The 17,008-nt window shown below is 52.2% G+C and carries 15 protein-coding genes; 10 read left to right on the plus strand and 5 right to left on the minus strand.

Features of this window, described 5'->3' with window-relative positions; genetic code table 11:
- The first annotated feature begins 14 nt into the window (after nucleotides 1–14).
- The 9 genes from atpD (at nucleotide 15) to phoU (ending at nucleotide 10,879) form a co-directional block, all read left to right on the plus strand.
- Complete coding sequence (atpD, locus tag OGY06_RS15485) at nucleotides 15–1,397, plus strand: F0F1 ATP synthase subunit beta (protein WP_003023806.1); 1,383 nt, start codon at nucleotides 15–17, stop codon at nucleotides 1,395–1,397.
- 20 nt (nucleotides 1,398–1,417) lie between these two features.
- On the plus strand, nucleotides 1,418–1,837 hold the full coding sequence (locus OGY06_RS15490) for a F0F1 ATP synthase subunit epsilon (RefSeq protein WP_003023809.1): 420 nt from the start codon (nucleotides 1,418–1,420) through the stop codon (nucleotides 1,835–1,837).
- A gap of 673 nt (nucleotides 1,838–2,510) precedes the next feature.
- Entirely contained in the window at nucleotides 2,511–3,881 is a 1,371-nt protein-coding gene (gene glmU, locus OGY06_RS15495) for a bifunctional UDP-N-acetylglucosamine diphosphorylase/glucosamine-1-phosphate N-acetyltransferase GlmU (protein WP_003827028.1), read from the plus strand.
- A gap of 240 nt (nucleotides 3,882–4,121) precedes the next feature.
- Complete coding sequence (gene glmS, locus OGY06_RS15500; protein WP_003827031.1) at nucleotides 4,122–5,951, plus strand: glutamine--fructose-6-phosphate transaminase (isomerizing); 1,830 nt, start codon at nucleotides 4,122–4,124, stop codon at nucleotides 5,949–5,951.
- Between the two features lie 334 nt (nucleotides 5,952–6,285).
- Nucleotides 6,286–7,326, plus strand: a complete 1,041-nt coding sequence (pstS, locus tag OGY06_RS15505) for a phosphate ABC transporter substrate-binding protein PstS (RefSeq protein WP_003827033.1) — start codon at nucleotides 6,286–6,288, stop codon at nucleotides 7,324–7,326.
- A gap of 143 nt (nucleotides 7,327–7,469) precedes the next feature.
- Nucleotides 7,470–8,429 (plus strand): phosphate ABC transporter permease PstC, encoded by a 960-nt coding sequence (gene pstC / locus OGY06_RS15510; protein ID WP_003827035.1) that lies wholly within the window; start codon nucleotides 7,470–7,472, stop codon nucleotides 8,427–8,429.
- The gene (pstA, locus tag OGY06_RS15515) at nucleotides 8,429–9,319 is read left to right on the plus strand and encodes a phosphate ABC transporter permease PstA (protein WP_003827037.1); all 891 of its coding nucleotides are present in this window, start codon (nucleotides 8,429–8,431) and stop codon (nucleotides 9,317–9,319) included. The genes pstC and pstA overlap by 1 nt, the downstream gene beginning before the upstream one ends.
- Nucleotides 9,320–9,365: 46 nt before the next feature.
- Nucleotides 9,366–10,139, plus strand: a complete 774-nt coding sequence (gene pstB / locus OGY06_RS15520) for a phosphate ABC transporter ATP-binding protein PstB (protein WP_003023821.1) — start codon at nucleotides 9,366–9,368, stop codon at nucleotides 10,137–10,139.
- A 14-nt stretch (nucleotides 10,140–10,153) separates the two neighbouring features.
- The gene (phoU, locus tag OGY06_RS15525) at nucleotides 10,154–10,879 is read left to right on the plus strand and encodes a phosphate signaling complex protein PhoU (protein ID WP_003023824.1); all 726 of its coding nucleotides are present in this window, start codon (nucleotides 10,154–10,156) and stop codon (nucleotides 10,877–10,879) included.
- 121 nt (nucleotides 10,880–11,000) lie between these two features.
- Here phoU and yieH read toward each other — a convergent pair whose 3' ends face one another.
- Complete coding sequence (gene yieH / locus OGY06_RS15530; RefSeq protein ID WP_003827040.1) at nucleotides 11,001–11,666, minus strand: 6-phosphogluconate phosphatase; 666 nt, start codon at nucleotides 11,664–11,666, stop codon at nucleotides 11,001–11,003.
- A 167-nt stretch (nucleotides 11,667–11,833) separates the two neighbouring features.
- Here yieH and adeP point away from each other — a divergent pair, with 167 nt between their 5' ends.
- Nucleotides 11,834–13,171, plus strand: coding sequence for an adenine permease AdeP (adeP, locus tag OGY06_RS15535; protein ID WP_003827042.1), 1,338 nt, complete (start codon nucleotides 11,834–11,836; stop codon nucleotides 13,169–13,171).
- A 56-nt stretch (nucleotides 13,172–13,227) separates the two neighbouring features.
- Here the strand turns inward: adeP and OGY06_RS15540 are convergent, their stop codons facing one another.
- The 4 genes from OGY06_RS15540 to OGY06_RS15555 form a co-directional block, all read right to left on the minus strand.
- Complete coding sequence (locus OGY06_RS15540; RefSeq protein ID WP_003827046.1) at nucleotides 13,228–13,794, minus strand: NADPH-dependent FMN reductase; 567 nt, start codon at nucleotides 13,792–13,794, stop codon at nucleotides 13,228–13,230.
- 30 nt (nucleotides 13,795–13,824) lie between these two features.
- On the minus strand, nucleotides 13,825–14,571 hold the full coding sequence (locus tag OGY06_RS15545) for a 4'-phosphopantetheinyl transferase family protein (protein WP_003827048.1): 747 nt from the start codon (nucleotides 14,569–14,571) through the stop codon (nucleotides 13,825–13,827).
- A gap of 166 nt (nucleotides 14,572–14,737) precedes the next feature.
- Nucleotides 14,738–15,697 carry an HTH-type transcriptional regulator YidZ gene (gene yidZ, locus OGY06_RS15550; RefSeq protein ID WP_126956572.1) on the minus strand — a complete coding sequence of 320 codons (960 nt, stop codon included), beginning with the start codon at nucleotides 15,695–15,697 and terminating at the stop codon, nucleotides 14,738–14,740.
- Nucleotides 15,666–16,847 carry an MFS transporter gene (locus OGY06_RS15555; RefSeq protein WP_003827053.1) on the minus strand — a complete coding sequence of 394 codons (1,182 nt, stop codon included), beginning with the start codon at nucleotides 16,845–16,847 and terminating at the stop codon, nucleotides 15,666–15,668. The genes yidZ and OGY06_RS15555 overlap by 32 nt, the downstream gene beginning before the upstream one ends.
- Nucleotides 16,848–17,008 lie beyond the last annotated feature (161 nt).

Genomic DNA, 17,008 nt, shown 5'->3' on the forward strand with positions numbered 1-17,008 from the left:
GTAGAGGATTCAAGATGGCTACTGGAAAAATTGTCCAGGTAATCGGCGCCGTGGTTGACGTCGAATTCCCTCAGGATGCCGTACCGCGCGTGTACGATGCTCTTGAGGTTATGAATGGTAAAGAGAGCCTGGTGCTGGAAGTTCAGCAGCAGCTCGGCGGCGGTATCGTACGTACCATCGCCATGGGTTCTTCCGACGGTCTGCGTCGTGGTCTGGAAGTTAAAGACCTCGAACACCCGATCGAAGTCCCGGTAGGTAAAGCAACCCTGGGTCGTATCATGAACGTCCTGGGTCACCCGATCGACATGAAAGGCGATATCGGTGAAGAAGAGCGTTGGGCTATCCACCGCGCAGCACCTTCCTACGAAGAGCTGTCCAGCTCTCAGGAACTGCTGGAAACCGGCATCAAAGTTATCGACCTGATGTGTCCGTTCGCTAAGGGCGGTAAAGTCGGTCTGTTCGGTGGTGCGGGTGTAGGTAAAACCGTAAACATGATGGAGCTGATCCGTAACATCGCGATCGAACACTCCGGTTACTCCGTGTTTGCGGGCGTAGGTGAACGTACTCGTGAGGGTAACGACTTCTACCACGAAATGACCGACTCCAACGTTCTGGACAAAGTATCCCTGGTATATGGCCAGATGAACGAGCCGCCGGGAAACCGTCTGCGCGTTGCACTGACCGGTCTGACCATGGCTGAGAAGTTCCGTGACGAAGGTCGTGACGTTCTGCTGTTCGTTGATAACATCTACCGTTACACCCTGGCCGGTACAGAAGTATCTGCACTGCTGGGTCGTATGCCATCAGCGGTAGGCTACCAGCCGACCCTGGCGGAAGAGATGGGTGTTCTTCAGGAACGTATCACCTCTACCAAAACCGGTTCTATCACCTCCGTTCAGGCGGTATACGTACCTGCGGATGACTTGACTGACCCATCCCCAGCAACCACCTTTGCTCACCTGGATGCAACCGTGGTACTGAGCCGTCAGATCGCATCTCTGGGTATTTACCCGGCAGTTGACCCGCTGGACTCCACCAGCCGTCAGCTGGATCCGCTGGTTGTTGGTCAGGAACACTACGACACCGCGCGTGGCGTACAGTCCCTGCTGCAGCGTTATCAGGAACTGAAAGACATCATCGCCATCCTGGGTATGGATGAACTGTCTGAAGAAGATAAACTGGTGGTAGCACGTGCGCGTAAGATCCAGCGCTTCCTGTCCCAGCCGTTCTTCGTTGCGGAAGTATTCACCGGTTCTCCGGGTAAATACGTTTCCCTGAAAGACACCATCCGTGGCTTTAAAGGCATCATGGAAGGCGAATACGACCACCTGCCAGAGCAGGCGTTCTACATGGTTGGTTCTATCGACGAAGCCGTGGAAAAAGCCAAAAAACTTTAACGCCTTAATCGGAGGGTGATATGGCAATGACTTACCACCTGGACGTCGTCAGCGCAGAGCAACAAATGTTCTCTGGTCTGGTCGAGAAAATCCAGGTAACGGGTAGTGAAGGTGAACTGGGTATTTTCCCGGGTCACGCACCGCTGCTCACCGCCATTAAGCCTGGTATGATCCGCATCGTTAAACAGTTCGGTCATGAAGAGTTTATCTATCTGTCCGGCGGCATTCTCGAAGTGCAGCCTGGCAGTGTGACCGTACTGGCTGATACCGCGATTCGCGGACAGGATCTCGATGAAGCGAGAGCCCTGGAAGCGAAGCGTAAGGCTGAAGAGCACATTAAGAGCTCTCATGGTGACGTGGATTACGCTCAGGCATCTGCGGAACTGGCCAAAGCGATCGCGAAACTGCGCGTTATCGAGTTGACCAAAAAAGCGATGTAACACCGGCTTGAAAAGCACAAAGGCCAGTCTGGTTTCCAGGCTGGCTTTTTTTATGGATTTGTTTCAGTAAAAGTGGAACTAAAAAGCTGTTTTATTATTTTGTGATTTACATCACAAAAAATGTTGATCGGTTAAAAAATGAGGCGTAGACTCTTTTTATGTGATGTGCGTCACAAAATTAATTCAGATAAAAACAGGATACCAACATGAAATTGTTTAACAAAATCATCGCCCTTTTCAGCAGCATGGACGTTTAGTCGTTCCCTACCTGTTCTGTGGCGCGATGCTTAATACGGTTATCAGCTAGCGCCATCGTTATTAAATCCCCCCTCCTTCGCTGTATCATTCGTTCTCTATCATTCCTCCCCTCAACTTTCCCAATCCATTTTTCTGCTTCTCACTGAATCACATAAATAAAATCGTTCTATGCTGATGTAATGCTTTATTCATGCGGTAAAAAAATAGCAAAAACATTAACCTAAGGCTTTAATAAGAGCAGACTCCTGGTTTTTGGGAGACAAAAGACGCAGATATAGACGAAAATAGTGAGTTATCAGATGGGGAATCCCCCCTGTTGAACGTTTTATCCTCGGTCCATTTCACGCTGAAAAAAATGTAGTATTTTCAATGTGAAACGGTATAAATTCGTTCTCAAATTACAGTCAGGACGTGTATGTTGAATAATGCTATGAGCGTTGTGATCCTTGCCGCAGGCAAAGGCACGCGTATGTATTCCGATCTTCCTAAAGTGCTGCACACCCTCGCAGGAAAGCCGATGGTTCAGCATGTCATTGATGCAGCTAATGAATTAGGTGCGACTCATGTACACCTTGTCTACGGACACGGTGGCGATCTGCTTAAGCAAACGCTGAAAGATGGCAATCTGAATTGGGTTCTGCAGGCTGAGCAGTTGGGTACCGGCCATGCAATGCAGCAGGCGGCGCCATTCTTTAGTGATGACGAAGACATTTTAATGCTCTATGGCGATGTGCCGCTGATCTCTACCGATACCTTACGTCGCCTGCGTGAAGCCAAACCGCAGGGTGGTATCGGTTTGTTAACGGTAAAACTGGACGACCCTTCCGGCTATGGGCGTATTACGCGCGAAAACGGTAACGTCACAGGGATCGTCGAGCACAAAGATGCAACTGACGAGCAGCGTCAAATCCAGGAAATCAACACAGGCATTCTGATTGCCAACGGCGCTGACATGAAGCGTTGGCTGTCTAAACTGACCAACAACAACGTGCAGGGTGAATACTACATCACTGATATCATCGCGATGGCGTATCAGGAAGGACGTGAAATTGCTGCGGTACATCCGGCACGAATCAGTGAAACGGAAGGGGTAAATAACCGCCTTCAGTTATCCCGTCTGGAACGTGTGTATCAGTCCGAGCAGGCAGAAAAACTGCTGCTGGCGGGCGTGATGCTGCGCGATCCTGCACGTTTTGATCTTCGCGGTACGCTGATTCACGGGCGCGATGTTGAAATTGATACTAACGTTATCATTGAAGGTAACGTAACCGTTGGGGATCGCGTCAAGATTGGCGCTGGCTGCATCATCAAAAACAGCGTGATTGGTGAGGGTTGTGAGCTTAGCCCGTACAGTGTGGTGGAAGATGCCCATCTGGAAGCCGCTTGCACCATCGGTCCATTCGCGCGTCTGCGCCCTGGTGCTGAGCTGCAGGAAGGTGCACACGTGGGTAACTTCGTCGAAATGAAAAAAGCGCGTCTGGGTAAAGGCTCTAAAGCTGGTCATTTGACCTATCTGGGCGATGCGGAAATTGGCGATAACGTGAATATCGGCGCGGGTACGATCACCTGCAACTACGATGGTGCCAATAAGTTTAAAACCATTATTGGTGATGATGTGTTTGTGGGTTCTGATACTCAGCTGGTGGCGCCTGTCACCGTGGGTAAAGGTGCGACGATTGCCGCCGGAACCACCGTAACGCGTAATGTCGCCGATAATGAACTGGTATTAAGCCGTGTACCTCAGGTTCATAAACAGGGCTGGCAGCGTCCGGTGAAGAAGAAGTAATTTATTTTTGCCGGATGGCGGCTTTGCCTTATCCGGCCTACGTGCGGTGACGTTTTGTAGGCCTGATAACCGTGAGCGCCATCAGGCAGACAAGAGATGAGGGGATAATATAATCCTCCGCTCAACAAGCAGTACCTATAAAAATAACCCCACTCTCTACAAGGCTCGGGGCGCCCGGAATACGGGTATCAGGTTGACCGACAACGACAGGCACAATGCCTAAATTCGGAATCAAAAAATATGTGTGGAATTGTTGGCGCTATCGCGCAGCGTGATGTAGCTGAAATCCTTCTCGAAGGTTTACGTCGTCTGGAATATCGTGGTTATGACTCTGCTGGTCTGGCCGTTGTCGATGCTGAAGGCAACATGACCCGTTTGCGTCGTCTGGGTAAAGTGCAGATGCTGACTGCTGCTGCGGAAGAACATCCGCTGCATGGTGGTACTGGTATTGCTCACACCCGCTGGGCGACACACGGTGAACCTTCAGAAGCGAACGCGCATCCCCATGTTTCTGAACACATTGTTGTGGTGCATAACGGCATCATTGAAAACCATGAACCACTGCGTGAGCTGTTGAAAACGCGTGGCTACACCTTTGTTTCTGAAACCGACACCGAAGTGATTGCTCACCTGGTGCACTGGGAGCTGGAACAGGGTGGTACGCTGCGTGAAGCCGTGCTGCGTACTATTCCGCAGCTGCGCGGTGCCTACGGCACGGTGATCATGGATACCCGTAACCCGGAAACCCTGCTGGCGGCCCGTTCTGGCAGCCCGCTGGTGATTGGTCTGGGTATGGGTGAGAACTTTATCGCTTCCGATCAGCTGGCACTGCTGCCGGTAACCCGTCGCTTCATCTTCCTGGAAGAGGGCGATATCGCGGAAGTGACCCGTCGTTCGGTCTCTATTTTCGACAAGTCTGGCGCGGAAGTGAAACGTCAGGATATCGAATCTAATCTGCAATACGATGCGGGCGAAAAAGGTATTTATCGCCACTACATGCAGAAAGAGATCTACGAACAGCCGAACGCAATTAAAAACACGCTGACCGGCCGTATCAGCCACGGTGAAGTGGATTTAAGCGAGCTGGGTTCGCATGCCAACGAGCTGCTGTCTCAGGTTGAGCATATCCAGATTATCGCCTGTGGTACGTCGTACAACTCCGGTATGGTGTCCCGCTACTGGTTTGAATCGCTGGCTGGCATTCCTTGTGATGTCGAAATTGCTTCCGAATTCCGCTATCGCAAATCCGCCGTGCGTCGTAACAGCCTGATGATCACCCTTTCCCAGTCAGGTGAAACGGCAGATACCCTGGCGGGTCTGCGCTTATCCAAAGAGTTGGGCTATCTGGGCTCGTTGGCTATTTGTAACGTACCGGGCTCTTCTCTGGTGCGCGAATCCGACCTGGCGATGATGACCAATGCTGGTACCGAAATCGGCGTGGCCTCCACGAAAGCATTTACCACTCAGCTGACCGTTCTGCTGATGCTGGTGGCGAAACTGTCTCGTCTGAAAGGCCTGGATGTGGCTATTGAGCAGGAAATCGTTCACGGTCTGCAGGCGCTGCCGAGCCGTATTGAGCAGATGCTGTCTCAGGACAAACGCATTGCCGCTCTGGCTGAAGGTTTCTCTGATAAACACCATGCGCTGTTCCTGGGCCGTGGCGATCAGTACCCGATTGCGCTGGAAGGCGCGCTGAAGCTGAAAGAGATCTCTTATATTCACGCTGAAGCTTATGCCGCAGGCGAACTGAAACACGGTCCGCTGGCGCTGATTGATGCCGATATGCCGGTTATCGTAGTCGCGCCGAACAACGAACTGCTGGAAAAACTGAAGTCCAACATTGAAGAAGTTCGCGCCCGTGGCGGTCAGCTGTACGTCTTTGCTGACCAGGATGCTGGCTTTACCAGCAGCGAAAACATGCACATCATTGAGATGCCGCATGTGGAAGAGGTGATTGCACCGATCTTCTACACCGTTCCGCTGCAGCTGCTGGCGTATCATGTGGCGCTGATTAAAGGCACCGACGTGGATCAGCCGCGTAACCTGGCTAAGTCGGTTACCGTAGAGTAATCCGTACCTAACTGAACTGAAAATGCCCTGCTATAAGCGGGGCATTTTTTTAAACTTGTTCTGTTTTTAATCAATTATCCCGCCTGTTTTATGTGACAAACCGTCATCTTCAGCTACTGTTTGCAGTGTCATAAAAAGAAAATTTTAGCGAAATGTTACTGTCATGGTAATGATTAACGTTTTGTTTTAAATGTATTTTTAGATAAATAGCTTTCCGTATTTTTCATTGTCATAAAACTGTCATATTTCGTACATTTAACTGTCACCTGTTTGTCCTATTTTGCTCACAGTAGCAACTCAAACAACAATTTACGAAAACCGTGCAGGAGACATTATGAAAGTTATGCGTACCACTGTCGCAACTGTTGTCGCCGCGACCTTATCCATGAGCGCGTTCTCTGCGTTTGCAGCAGCGAGCCTGACAGGTGCAGGTGCAACCTTCCCTGCGCCAGTGTATGCCAAATGGGCAGATACCTATCAGAAAGAGACCGGTAGCAAAGTAAACTACCAGGGTATCGGCTCCTCCGGTGGTGTAAAACAAATTACGGCCAATACCGTTGATTTCGGCGCTTCTGATGCACCGCTGTCTGACGAGAAACTGGCACAAGAAGGCCTGTTCCAGTTCCCGACCGTTATCGGCGGTGTGGTGCTGGCGGTGAATATCCCAGGACTGAAATCCGGCGAGCTGGTGCTTGACGGTAAAACGCTGGGCGACATCTACCTCGGTAAAATTAAGAAGTGGGATGACGAAGCCATCACCAAACTGAACCCAGGTCTGAAGCTGCCTTCGCAAAATATCGCCGTTGTGCGTCGCGCTGATGGTTCTGGTACTTCCTTTGTCTTCACTAGCTACCTGGCGAAAGTGAACGAAGAGTGGAAATCTAAAATTGGTTCCGGCTCTACCGTTAACTGGCCGACCGGTCTGGGCGGTAAAGGTAACGACGGTATCGCCGCGTTCGTACAGCGTCTGCCGGGTTCTATCGGTTACGTTGAGTACGCTTACGCTAAGCAGAACAACCTGGCGTACACCAAGCTGGTCTCTGCTGATGGCAAACCGGTAAGCCCGACCGAAGAAAACTTTGCCAACGCCGCTAAAGGCGCTGACTGGAGCAAAACCTTCGCTCAGGATCTGACTAACCAGAAAGGTGACGATGCGTGGCCAATCACTTCCACCACCTTCATCCTGGTCCATAAAGAGCAGAAGAAGCCTGAGCAGGGCGTTGAAGTGCTGAAATTCTTCGACTGGGCATACAAAAATGGTGGCAAACAGGCTAATGACCTGGATTACGCCAGCCTGCCGGACAGCGTGGTTGAGCAGATTCGTGCTGCATGGAAGACCAACGTGAAAGACAGCAGCGGTAAAGCGCTGTACTAATAGAATATCTTTAACGAGTTGGCGGATGGCGCTACGCTTATCCGCCCTACAGTTCCGACTGTAGGCCCAATTTGTAGGCCGGATAAGCGTAGCGCCATCCGGCAGGGCAATTTCGTAAACGCGTTTAACTTAAAGAGTGATTTATGGCTGCAACCAAGCCTGCTTTTAACCCACCGGGTAAAAAGGGTGACATGATATTCAGCGTGCTGGTAAAACTGGCTGCGCTGATTGTGCTATTGATGTTGGGTGGCATTATTGTCTCTCTGGTTATCTCCTCCTGGCCAAGCATTCAGAAATTTGGTTTCTCCTTTTTGTGGACCAAAGACTGGGATGCGCCGAACGATATCTACGGCGCGCTGGTACCTATTTACGGTACGCTGGTCACCTCGTTTATTGCATTGCTGATTGCCGTTCCGGTGAGTTTCGGCATTGCGCTGTTCCTGACTGAACTTGCACCTGGCTGGCTGCGTCGCCCGTTGGGTATCGCTATTGAACTGCTGGCAGCAATTCCGAGTATCGTATACGGCATGTGGGGCCTGTTTATCTTTGCCCCGCTGTTTGCGACTTACTTCCAGGAGCCGGTCGGGAACATCCTTTCCAACATTCCGTTTGTTGGCGCATTGTTTGCCGGCCCGGCGTTTGGTATCGGTATTCTGGCGGCTGGTGTGATCCTCGCTATCATGATCATTCCGTACATTGCTGCGGTTATGCGTGATGTGTTCGAACAAACGCCGGTGCTTATGAAAGAGTCAGCCTACGGCATCGGCTGTACCACCTGGGAAGTTATCTGGCGTATCGTCCTGCCGTTCACCAAAAATGGTGTGATCGGCGGTGTGATGCTGGGTCTGGGCCGCGCGCTGGGTGAAACCATGGCGGTGACCTTTATCATTGGTAACACCTACCAGCTCGATAGCGCCTCGCTGTACATGCCGGGCAACAGTATTACCTCTGCGCTGGCGAATGAATTTGCCGAAGCGGAATCTGGCCTGCACGTTGCTGCGTTGATGGAACTGGGTCTGATTCTGTTTGTGATCACCTTCATCGTACTGGCGGCGTCTAAGTTCATGATCATGCGCCTTGCGAAGAACGAGGGGGCACGCTAATGGCTACGCTTGAAATGCAAAACACCACTGCGCTGGCGGAGTCCCGCCGTAAAATGCAGGCACGTCGCCGTCTGAAGAACCGCATCGCGCTGACGCTCTCTATGGCGACCATGGCGTTCGGTCTGTTCTGGCTCATTTGGATCCTGATGTCCACGATCACCCGTGGTATTGACGGTATGTCGCTGGCGCTGTTCACCGAAATGACGCCTCCGCCGAATACAGCGGGTGGTGGTCTGGCGAACGCCCTGGCCGGTAGCGGACTGTTAATTCTGTGGGCGACCGTGTTTGGTACACCGCTTGGCATTATGGCGGGTATCTACCTGGCAGAGTACGGACGTAAGTCCTGGCTGGCTGAGGTTATCCGCTTTATCAACGACATTCTGCTGTCTGCACCATCAATCGTGGTCGGTCTGTTCGTTTACACCATCGTGGTAGCAAAAATGGAACACTTCTCTGGCTGGGCAGGCGTTATCGCGCTGGCGCTGCTGCAGGTGCCCATTGTTATCCGTACCACGGAGAACATGCTCAAGCTGGTGCCGGATAGCCTGCGTGAAGCCGCCTATGCACTGGGTACGCCGAAGTGGAAAATGATTTCTGCGATCACCCTGAAGGCGTCTGTCTCGGGGATCATTACAGGCGTTCTGTTAGCGATTGCTCGTATCGCAGGTGAAACGGCTCCGTTGCTGTTTACGTCGCTCTCCAACCAGTTCTGGAGCACCGACATGATGCAGCCTATCGCCAACCTGCCGGTCACTATCTTTAAGTTTGCGATGAGCCCGTTTGCTGAGTGGCAGCAACTGGCCTGGGCCGGGGTACTGATTATTACCCTGTGCGTACTGCTGCTGAACATTCTGGCGCGCGTCATTTTCGCGAAGAAGAAACACGGTTAATTTTTACGGCGTGGCTGATGCGGCGCCGAATGAGGAAGAGATTGAAATGAGTATGGTTGATACTGCCCCGGGTAAGATTCAGGTTCGTGATTTGAACTTCTACTATGGCAAATTCCATGCCCTGAAGAACATCAACCTGGATATTGCTAAAAACCAGGTAACGGCGTTTATCGGGCCGTCAGGCTGTGGTAAATCGACGCTGCTGCGTACGTTCAACAAAATGTTTGAACTGTACCCGGAGCAGCGTGCGGAAGGTGAAATCCTGCTGGATGGCGACAATATTCTCACCAATACCCAGGATATCGCTCTGCTGCGTGCCAAAGTGGGCATGGTATTCCAGAAGCCAACGCCGTTCCCGATGTCCATCTACGACAACATCGCTTTTGGCGTGCGTCTGTTTGAGAAACTCTCGCGTGCGGATATGGACGAGCGTGTGCAGTGGGCATTGACCAAGGCCGCATTGTGGAACGAAACCAAAGATAAATTACACCAGAGCGGGTACTCTCTCTCGGGTGGTCAGCAGCAGCGTCTGTGTATTGCGCGTGGTATCGCCATTCGCCCGGAAGTGCTTCTGCTCGATGAGCCATGTTCAGCGCTCGACCCTATTTCTACCGGGCGTATCGAAGAGCTGATCACTGAGCTGAAAGAGGATTACACCGTTGTTATCGTTACCCACAACATGCAGCAGGCTGCGCGTTGTTCCGATCACACGGCATTTATGTACCTGGGCGAGTTGATTGAGTTCAGCAACACGGACGATCTGTTCACCAAGCCCGCGAAGAAACAAACTGAAGATTACATCACCGGTCGTTACGGCTGATTCAGGAGCTTGTTGTGGATAACCTTAACCTTAATAAACATATTTCCGGCCAGTTCAATGCAGAGCTGGAAAGCATCCGTACCCAGGTGATGACCATGGGCGGCATGGTCGAGCAGCAGCTTTCTGATGCAATCACGGCGATGCACAACCAGGACAGCGAGCTGGCGAAGCGCGTCATTGAAGGCGATAAGAACGTCAACATGATGGAAGTGGCGATCGACGAAGCCTGCGTGCGTATCATCGCCAAGCGTCAACCGACAGCGAGCGATCTGCGTCTGGTGATGGCGATTATCAAAACCATCGCTGAGCTGGAACGTATTGGCGACGTGGCGGACAAAATTTGCCGTACCGCGCTGGAGAAGTTCTCGCAACAGCACCAGCCGCTGCTGGTAAGCCTGGAATCACTGGGCCGCCATACCGTACAAATGCTGCATGACGTTCTGGATGCGTTTGCACGTATGGATCTGGACGAAGCAGTGCGTATTTATCGCGAAGATAAGAAAGTTGACCAGGAATATGAAGGCATCGTGCGTCAGCTGATGACTTATATGATGGAAGACCCACGTACCATTCCAAGCGTGCTGACCGCGCTGTTCTGCGCACGTTCCATCGAACGTATCGGTGACCGCTGCCAGAATATCTGCGAATACATCTTCTACTTCGTGAAAGGACAAGACTTCCGTCACGTGGGCGGCGATGAGCTGGATAAGCTGCTGGCGGGCAAAGATCCGAAAGAATAAGCAGTTTGTTGCATTCGCCGGGTTCCCCCGGCGTCGCTATTGTAGGCCGGATAAGGTGTTACGCCGCATCCGGCATTCTGCGCCATTCGCCTGATGGCGCTTTACTTATCGGGCCTACTGTTTATTCGACGATATTCCAACCCCGCGCCTTCCACAATTCCGGCAACTGTGCCAGATCGGTAAACGTCGTCACTTTTGGATGATCGATCGGTTTGTTATGTGGATCGGCGCAGAAGTAGAACACTTCCATCCCGGCGGCAATCCCCGCCTGCGCACCTGCGCTGGAATCATCAACCAGAATGCAGTTCTCAACGTTAACGTCCATCGCTTTCGCCGCATGGAACATCAGGGCCGGATCGGGCTTCCAACGCTGAATATCGTAGCCGCTGAACAGTAAATCAGGGAAATGGTGCAACATGCCCAGCTTACCCAGCGAATGCTGCATTTTGCTGACTGGACCGTTAGAGACCACACACATTGGTACGGCCATGCTGTCCAGTAGCGCATTGGCACCGGCAATCACCTCCAGTTCCGTATCGAACAGACGTGCGACCTCAGCGCGGTAAACCGGTTCTAAATCGGCTTTTGCCAGTTCGACACCGTGCTCTTCGTTGATAATGTCGATGATCTCGTACAGCTTTACCCCCTTGAAGCGTTTGAAAATTTCTTCAAGATCGAGCGTAATGCCAAACGCCTGGAACATGCTGACATACGCGCGAGAACAAATCACTTCACTGTCGACAAGGGTACCGTCACAGTCAAAAAATACGGCTTCTATCTGGGACATGTCATTTCCGTTTTAACAAGTTTAACGTTTTCGTAATGCATTATTGGGCGACGCAATCGTTGCCGTATAAGCAAAATCAATGAAAAAAGTTGCTCATAACCCAACCCTATTGTCGCATTTTGGTATAGGATAGCGACGAATTTTCCCTCCTTGTTCGGAAATTGATAATGAGTCAACAACACACAACCCAGGCTTCTGGCCAGGGGATGCTGGAACGCGTGTTCAAACTGCGCGAACATGGCACGACGGCACGGACCGAAGTGATCGCCGGTTTAACGACCTTCCTGACGATGGTGTATATCGTTTTTGTTAACCCGCAAATTCTTGGCGTGGCTGGCATGGATACCAGCGCTGTCTTTGTTACCACCTGCCTTATTGCTGCATTTGGTAGCATCCTGATGGGCCTGTTTGCCAACCTGCCGGTCGCACTTGCGCCTGCTATGGGCCTGAACGCATTCTTCGCTTTCGTGGTCGTTGGCGCGATGGGGCTGTCATGGCAGATTGGTATGGGCGCTATCTTCTGGGGCGCTGTTGGTCTGCTGCTGCTGACGATTTTCCGCGTTCGTTACTGGATGATTGCCAATATCCCGGTTAGCCTGCGTGTGGGGATCACCAGCGGTATTGGTCTGTTCATCGGCATGATGGGGCTGAAAAACGCCGGTGTTATCGTCGCCAACAAAGACACGCTGGTGTCTATCGGTAACCTGACGTCCCACAGTGTACTGCTCGGTATCCTGGGCTTCTTTATCATCGCGATTCTGGCGTCACGTAACATTCACGCGGCGGTGCTGATTTCTATCATTGTAACCACGCTACTGGGCTGGATGCTGGGCGATGTCCATTACAACGGTATCGTTTCTGCGCCACCGAGCGTGATGTCTGTTATCGGACATGTCGACCTGGCCGGTTCGTTTAACATTGGCCTGGCGGGTGTGATTTTCTCGTTCATGCTGGTTAACCTGTTCGACTCCTCCGGTACGCTGATTGGCGTTACGGATAAAGCCGGTCTGGCGGATGCGAAGGGTAAGTTCCCGCGCATGAAGCAAGCGCTGTATGTGGATAGCGTGTCGTCGGTTACCGGGGCGTTTATCGGGACTTCTTCCGTTACTGCGTATATCGAATCTTCTTCCGGGGTTTCGGTCGGTGGACGTACCGGTCTGACCGCCGTGGTCGTTGGCCTGCTGTTCCTGCTGGTTATCTTCCTGTCGCCGCTGGCGGGGATGGTACCGGGTTATGCAGCCGCTGGTGCGCTGATTTACGTTGGCGTCCTGATGACATCAAGCCTGTCGCGCGTGAAGTGGGATGACCTGACAGAAGCGGTTCCGGCGTTTATTACTGCCGTGATGATGCCCTTTAGCTTCTCAATTACCGAAGGTATTGCACTGGGCTTTATTTCTTATTGCGTGATGAAGATTGGTACCGGACGTTTCCGCGATCTCAGCCCGTGCGTCATCATTGTCGCGCTGCTGTTTGTGCTGAAGATTGTGTTTATCGACGCGCACTAATCGCTGTTTATTTGCCCATATATCAACAAGCCCGGCATATCGCCGGGCTTTTTCTTTTACGCTTTCACGCGCTGAATGTAGTCGCCAAATGCGGTCAGTTGACCGGTCAGATGGTCCAGCGTGCTTTGGTCGATCACTTCACCTGTCTGCGGGTCTACTTTATTCTGAATGACGCCGCCCATAAATTCCGGCTTGTTCATTACCATGGCGTCGAGGAATACCAGGATCTGACGCAGATGATACTGGCAGCGCGCGCCGCCAATAGCGCCCATAGAACTGGTCTGGATCAGCACCGGCTTACCCGATAATGGCTGATCGGGCAGGCGGGACAGCCAGTCGATGGCGTTCTTCAGTCCGCCCGGAACAGAATAGTTATATTCAGGTGTGACGATAACGACACCGTCAGCCTTTCTGATTTGCTCAGCCAGTGCTTCTACGCTGGCCGGAAAACCTTCTTCCTGTTGGAGGTCGGCATCGTACAGAGGGATATCACCAATCGACGGCAGCGCGTTCACTTCCATTCCTGCTGGAGCAATCTTGGGCAGCGTACGGGCAACCATTCCATTAAACGAACCTTTGCGCAGACTTCCCAGTAACGTAACAACATTCAATGTTTCAGACATGGTGGCTCCTGTTTCATCATGAAGGTTAAATCAAAGCGTATGGCTCTTCGCTGCACATAATTGAGAGAACCGGATCAGACGACCCGTTGGCTCATTGGCGCGAGTCTGGATATCAGGCAAACTTTTCCAGTCCTGTTTACCATCAAACTCCCAAACCTTGAGTTTTTCAATGGTTGGCGTAACCGCAACTGACCACACCAGTACATCTTCCGCATCGCAAATGGCTTCAACCTGCGCCACATGGGCACATTTCAGACGCCCTGCGCCGGGTAAAAGCTGGAGCTCACGCGGATCGTCATTGCACACATCGCCAGTGAGTTTGAGTACGCTCTGGCGCAATGTAATGAGCTGCGCGCGTGCTTCGTTGGGATCGTTTTGGTTATTGATCCACAGGTTTTCGTTACTGGAGAAGCGCCACGTTTCCGCTGAATTTGGATTGTGAAACCCGCGGGTGGCCCGCTGAAGTTCCATATCCAGGCCGCACGTTCCTTCAGTTGTTAGCACAACGCCGACGATATTCCCGGCATAGGAAATCGAAAAACCCGGCAGGTTCTTATCGCGAAAAACGGGCTTACCTTTGGCCTGAGTAACAATTTCGGGCAGCGTGCTGGTGCCGTAAAGCATAAACATCAGTTCAGCGAGAAGACTTCGGGAAGCCAGGAAACGTGTCCGGCGATGAGCGGGTAGATCTCTTGCTTCGATATGACATGGAGAAGGGAGGCGAGCTGAAACCAGGTGTCCCTCCGTAAGAATCCCTCTGGCAAAATGTGTCGCCATTTGTCGCTCCGTGATTAATGGTCCGTGATTATTACCAGAGTAACATTTACACGGCCTCCGGGCAGGCTTTGCTGCCCAAAAACTAAGCGAAAATGGGAGACATTACGCGATATTTACATTTCTGTTGCCAGAATGGTCGATTTAGCAACACCAAAATGAAGGATCGTCAGGAGATATCGCGATAAAGCGCCTTGATCGTGTCTTTTAGCCAGACGATCTTAGGATTGTGGCTGTTGCGTTTATGCCAAAGAAGAGTGAACGGTACGCGCATTTTTTCCAGTTGCGCCGTATCAAATGGCATTGGCCGTGCAACGAGTGGAAGCTGGTGGAGTTGGTTATAACGCTGGCAATAGACCGGTGCGGTGGCTATCAGCGCGTGATCCGGCTGCGCGGCCATAAACAGCGATTGCTCAAAACCGGGCAGACATAACGCGATATTGCGTGCGCGTCCCATTTCTTGCAGGACTTCATCCAGCGCCCATGTATCGCTTTGCTCCCAGCTAATGCTGATGTGCGGATAGCGCAGAAAGGTGTCCAGATTCCACTCTTCCTGCAGTGCGGGATGATCTTCACGTAGCCAGACGCAAGGCAGATCGGAAAACAGCACTTCATGGTCGATCGACAATGGCAACAAACTCAGCAGTTCGCGCGAACGCGGATGGCTTTCGCGCCCGGTAAAGCCAATATCCACTTCACCGCGAATAATGGCATCCAGCGAGTCATAGTCCCAGTTGCGTATTTTGATTGTCGCCTGGGGATAGCGCAGATAAATCTGCTGGGAGAGCGCATTGAACATGATCATCACCAACGGCGTCTCGGCCGCCAGATCAAACTTCAGCCCGCGTGGAGACTCATGGTGCGGCTTATCGAGCAACTGATTGCCCATCTGCATCCATTCAGCAAGGCTCTGCTCCATGCTGACCATCAGCGGCGTCGGCGATAGCCCCAGCGGGGTGTTCACAAACAAGGGATCATCAAACCAGGTCCGCAGCTTCGACAGCGACTTACTGACCGCCGACGGCGTGACGTTCATCCGTTTGGCGGTTTTAGTGACGCTGCGTTCCTGCATCAACAGCTGCAGGCAGAGCAATAAATTAAGATCGAGACTGCTGAGGGATTTCTTCATGAGTTGGCGCGGACCGGTTAGGTGCAACAGTGATAATCAGCATGATACTCACTATGCTACAGCCAATCAGAATCCCGATCAGCATATTCAGCGCATCAAGGCCAAGAACCGCCGCCAGCCAAATCCACAGCGAGGAACCGCAAACCTGCGCAATACCTAATGCCGAGCTGGCGACGCCCGCGCGCAGCGAGAACGGCCCAAGCGCCTGGCTCATCGCAACACCGAAGCCGACCGAGAATCCAGCGCAGATTAACGTCAGCCCGAAAAGCGTTACTGCGTGTGAAGTGGCAAGGGTTAACACCACGCCGGCACACAGAAACAGCACCTGTGAGGTCAGCATCAGAACGCGAGGCTTAAATACGCTCAGAGCAAATGGCGTAGAGAAAGAGACCGCCATACTGATGCCTGCGGTCATGGCCATCGTGGTAGCGTACTCACCACGGTCGAAGCCCATCACTTCCATCAGCAGCACCGGAGATGTGTTCACGAAGGTCAGGATCACCGACACGCTGAGGGTGGTAATGGCCAGACGGCTTAAGAAAAAACGGTTTACCAGTGATTCGGTTGTGTGGTTCTTTTCCGTCGTCGCCATAAGCGTTGCTGGGCGCGATTCTCGCAGGACAAATACCGACAGCAGGCAAACGGCAACACCCATACCCATCATCGTGTAGAACAGGCTCTGCCACGGGAATTTGAGCATAATCAGATGCCCCATCACCGGAGCCAGCACCGGCACGATACAGGTAATACCGTTCAACAACGACAGTACCTTCGCCCGACGGCGATCGTCGAGTGTGTCGCGCAGGATAGCGAAAGCCACCACGTAGCAACAGCCCGCACCTACGCCCTGAATAAAACGACCTATGAGGAATGGCGTACCGCTTTCGGCGAAAGAACATAGTGCAGAGGCGAAAATAAAGATGAGTGCGCCGACTATGGCGACCGGTTTGCGACCTGACTGGTCGGCAATTTTACCGGCGAACAGCATCGCCGTCGCCATTCCCGCCAGATAAACCGAAAACGCGATATGCAGTTGTGCCTCGCTGGCCTGTAAATCGGCAGCAATACGGGGCAGCCCCACCAGATACATATCAATACCGGCAGGATAAAGAAGAACCAGGGCGAAACTGCAGATTAGAAAGCGTGTCATAGCGACCTCATAAGAAATGTGGCGCTAAGCATACGGTCAGAGAGTCAACTGCACGAGTTGCCATTTGGACAACAGTGATTTCCACATGGGAAATTGTTGTTGCCGGGTGGCGGCGTAAACGCCTTCTCCCGGCCTACGGGGCCTGTAGGCCCGGTTAGCAT

The organism is Citrobacter sp. Cpo147, from assembly GCF_030332405.1.
Taxonomy (GTDB): domain Bacteria; phylum Pseudomonadota; class Gammaproteobacteria; order Enterobacterales; family Enterobacteriaceae; genus Citrobacter; species Citrobacter portucalensis.

Bases quoted from the DNA above. Each gene is read 5' to 3' on its own strand.
- atpD (WP_003023806.1), top strand. From the start codon at position 15: ATGGCTACTGGAAAAATTGTCCAGGTAATCGGCGCCGTGGTTGACGTC.
- OGY06_RS15490 (WP_003023809.1), top strand. From the start codon at position 1,418: ATGGCAATGACTTACCACCTGGACGTCGTCAGCGCAGAGCAACAAATG.
- glmU (WP_003827028.1), top strand. From the start codon at position 2,511: ATGTTGAATAATGCTATGAGCGTTGTGATCCTTGCCGCAGGCAAAGGC.
- glmS (WP_003827031.1), top strand. From the start codon at position 4,122: ATGTGTGGAATTGTTGGCGCTATCGCGCAGCGTGATGTAGCTGAAATC.
- pstS (WP_003827033.1), top strand. From the start codon at position 6,286: ATGAAAGTTATGCGTACCACTGTCGCAACTGTTGTCGCCGCGACCTTA.
- pstC (WP_003827035.1), top strand. From the start codon at position 7,470: ATGGCTGCAACCAAGCCTGCTTTTAACCCACCGGGTAAAAAGGGTGAC.
- pstA (WP_003827037.1), top strand. From the start codon at position 8,429: ATGGCTACGCTTGAAATGCAAAACACCACTGCGCTGGCGGAGTCCCGC.
- pstB (WP_003023821.1), top strand. From the start codon at position 9,366: ATGAGTATGGTTGATACTGCCCCGGGTAAGATTCAGGTTCGTGATTTG.
- yieH (WP_003827040.1), bottom strand. From the start codon at position 11,666: ATGTCCCAGATAGAAGCCGTATTTTTTGACTGTGACGGTACCCTTGTC.
- adeP (WP_003827042.1), top strand. From the start codon at position 11,834: ATGAGTCAACAACACACAACCCAGGCTTCTGGCCAGGGGATGCTGGAA.
- OGY06_RS15540 (WP_003827046.1), bottom strand. From the start codon at position 13,794: ATGTCTGAAACATTGAATGTTGTTACGTTACTGGGAAGTCTGCGCAAA.
- OGY06_RS15545 (WP_003827048.1), bottom strand. From the start codon at position 14,571: ATGGCGACACATTTTGCCAGAGGGATTCTTACGGAGGGACACCTGGTT.
- yidZ (WP_126956572.1), bottom strand. From the start codon at position 15,697: ATGAAGAAATCCCTCAGCAGTCTCGATCTTAATTTATTGCTCTGCCTG.
- OGY06_RS15555 (WP_003827053.1), bottom strand. From the start codon at position 16,847: ATGACACGCTTTCTAATCTGCAGTTTCGCCCTGGTTCTTCTTTATCCT.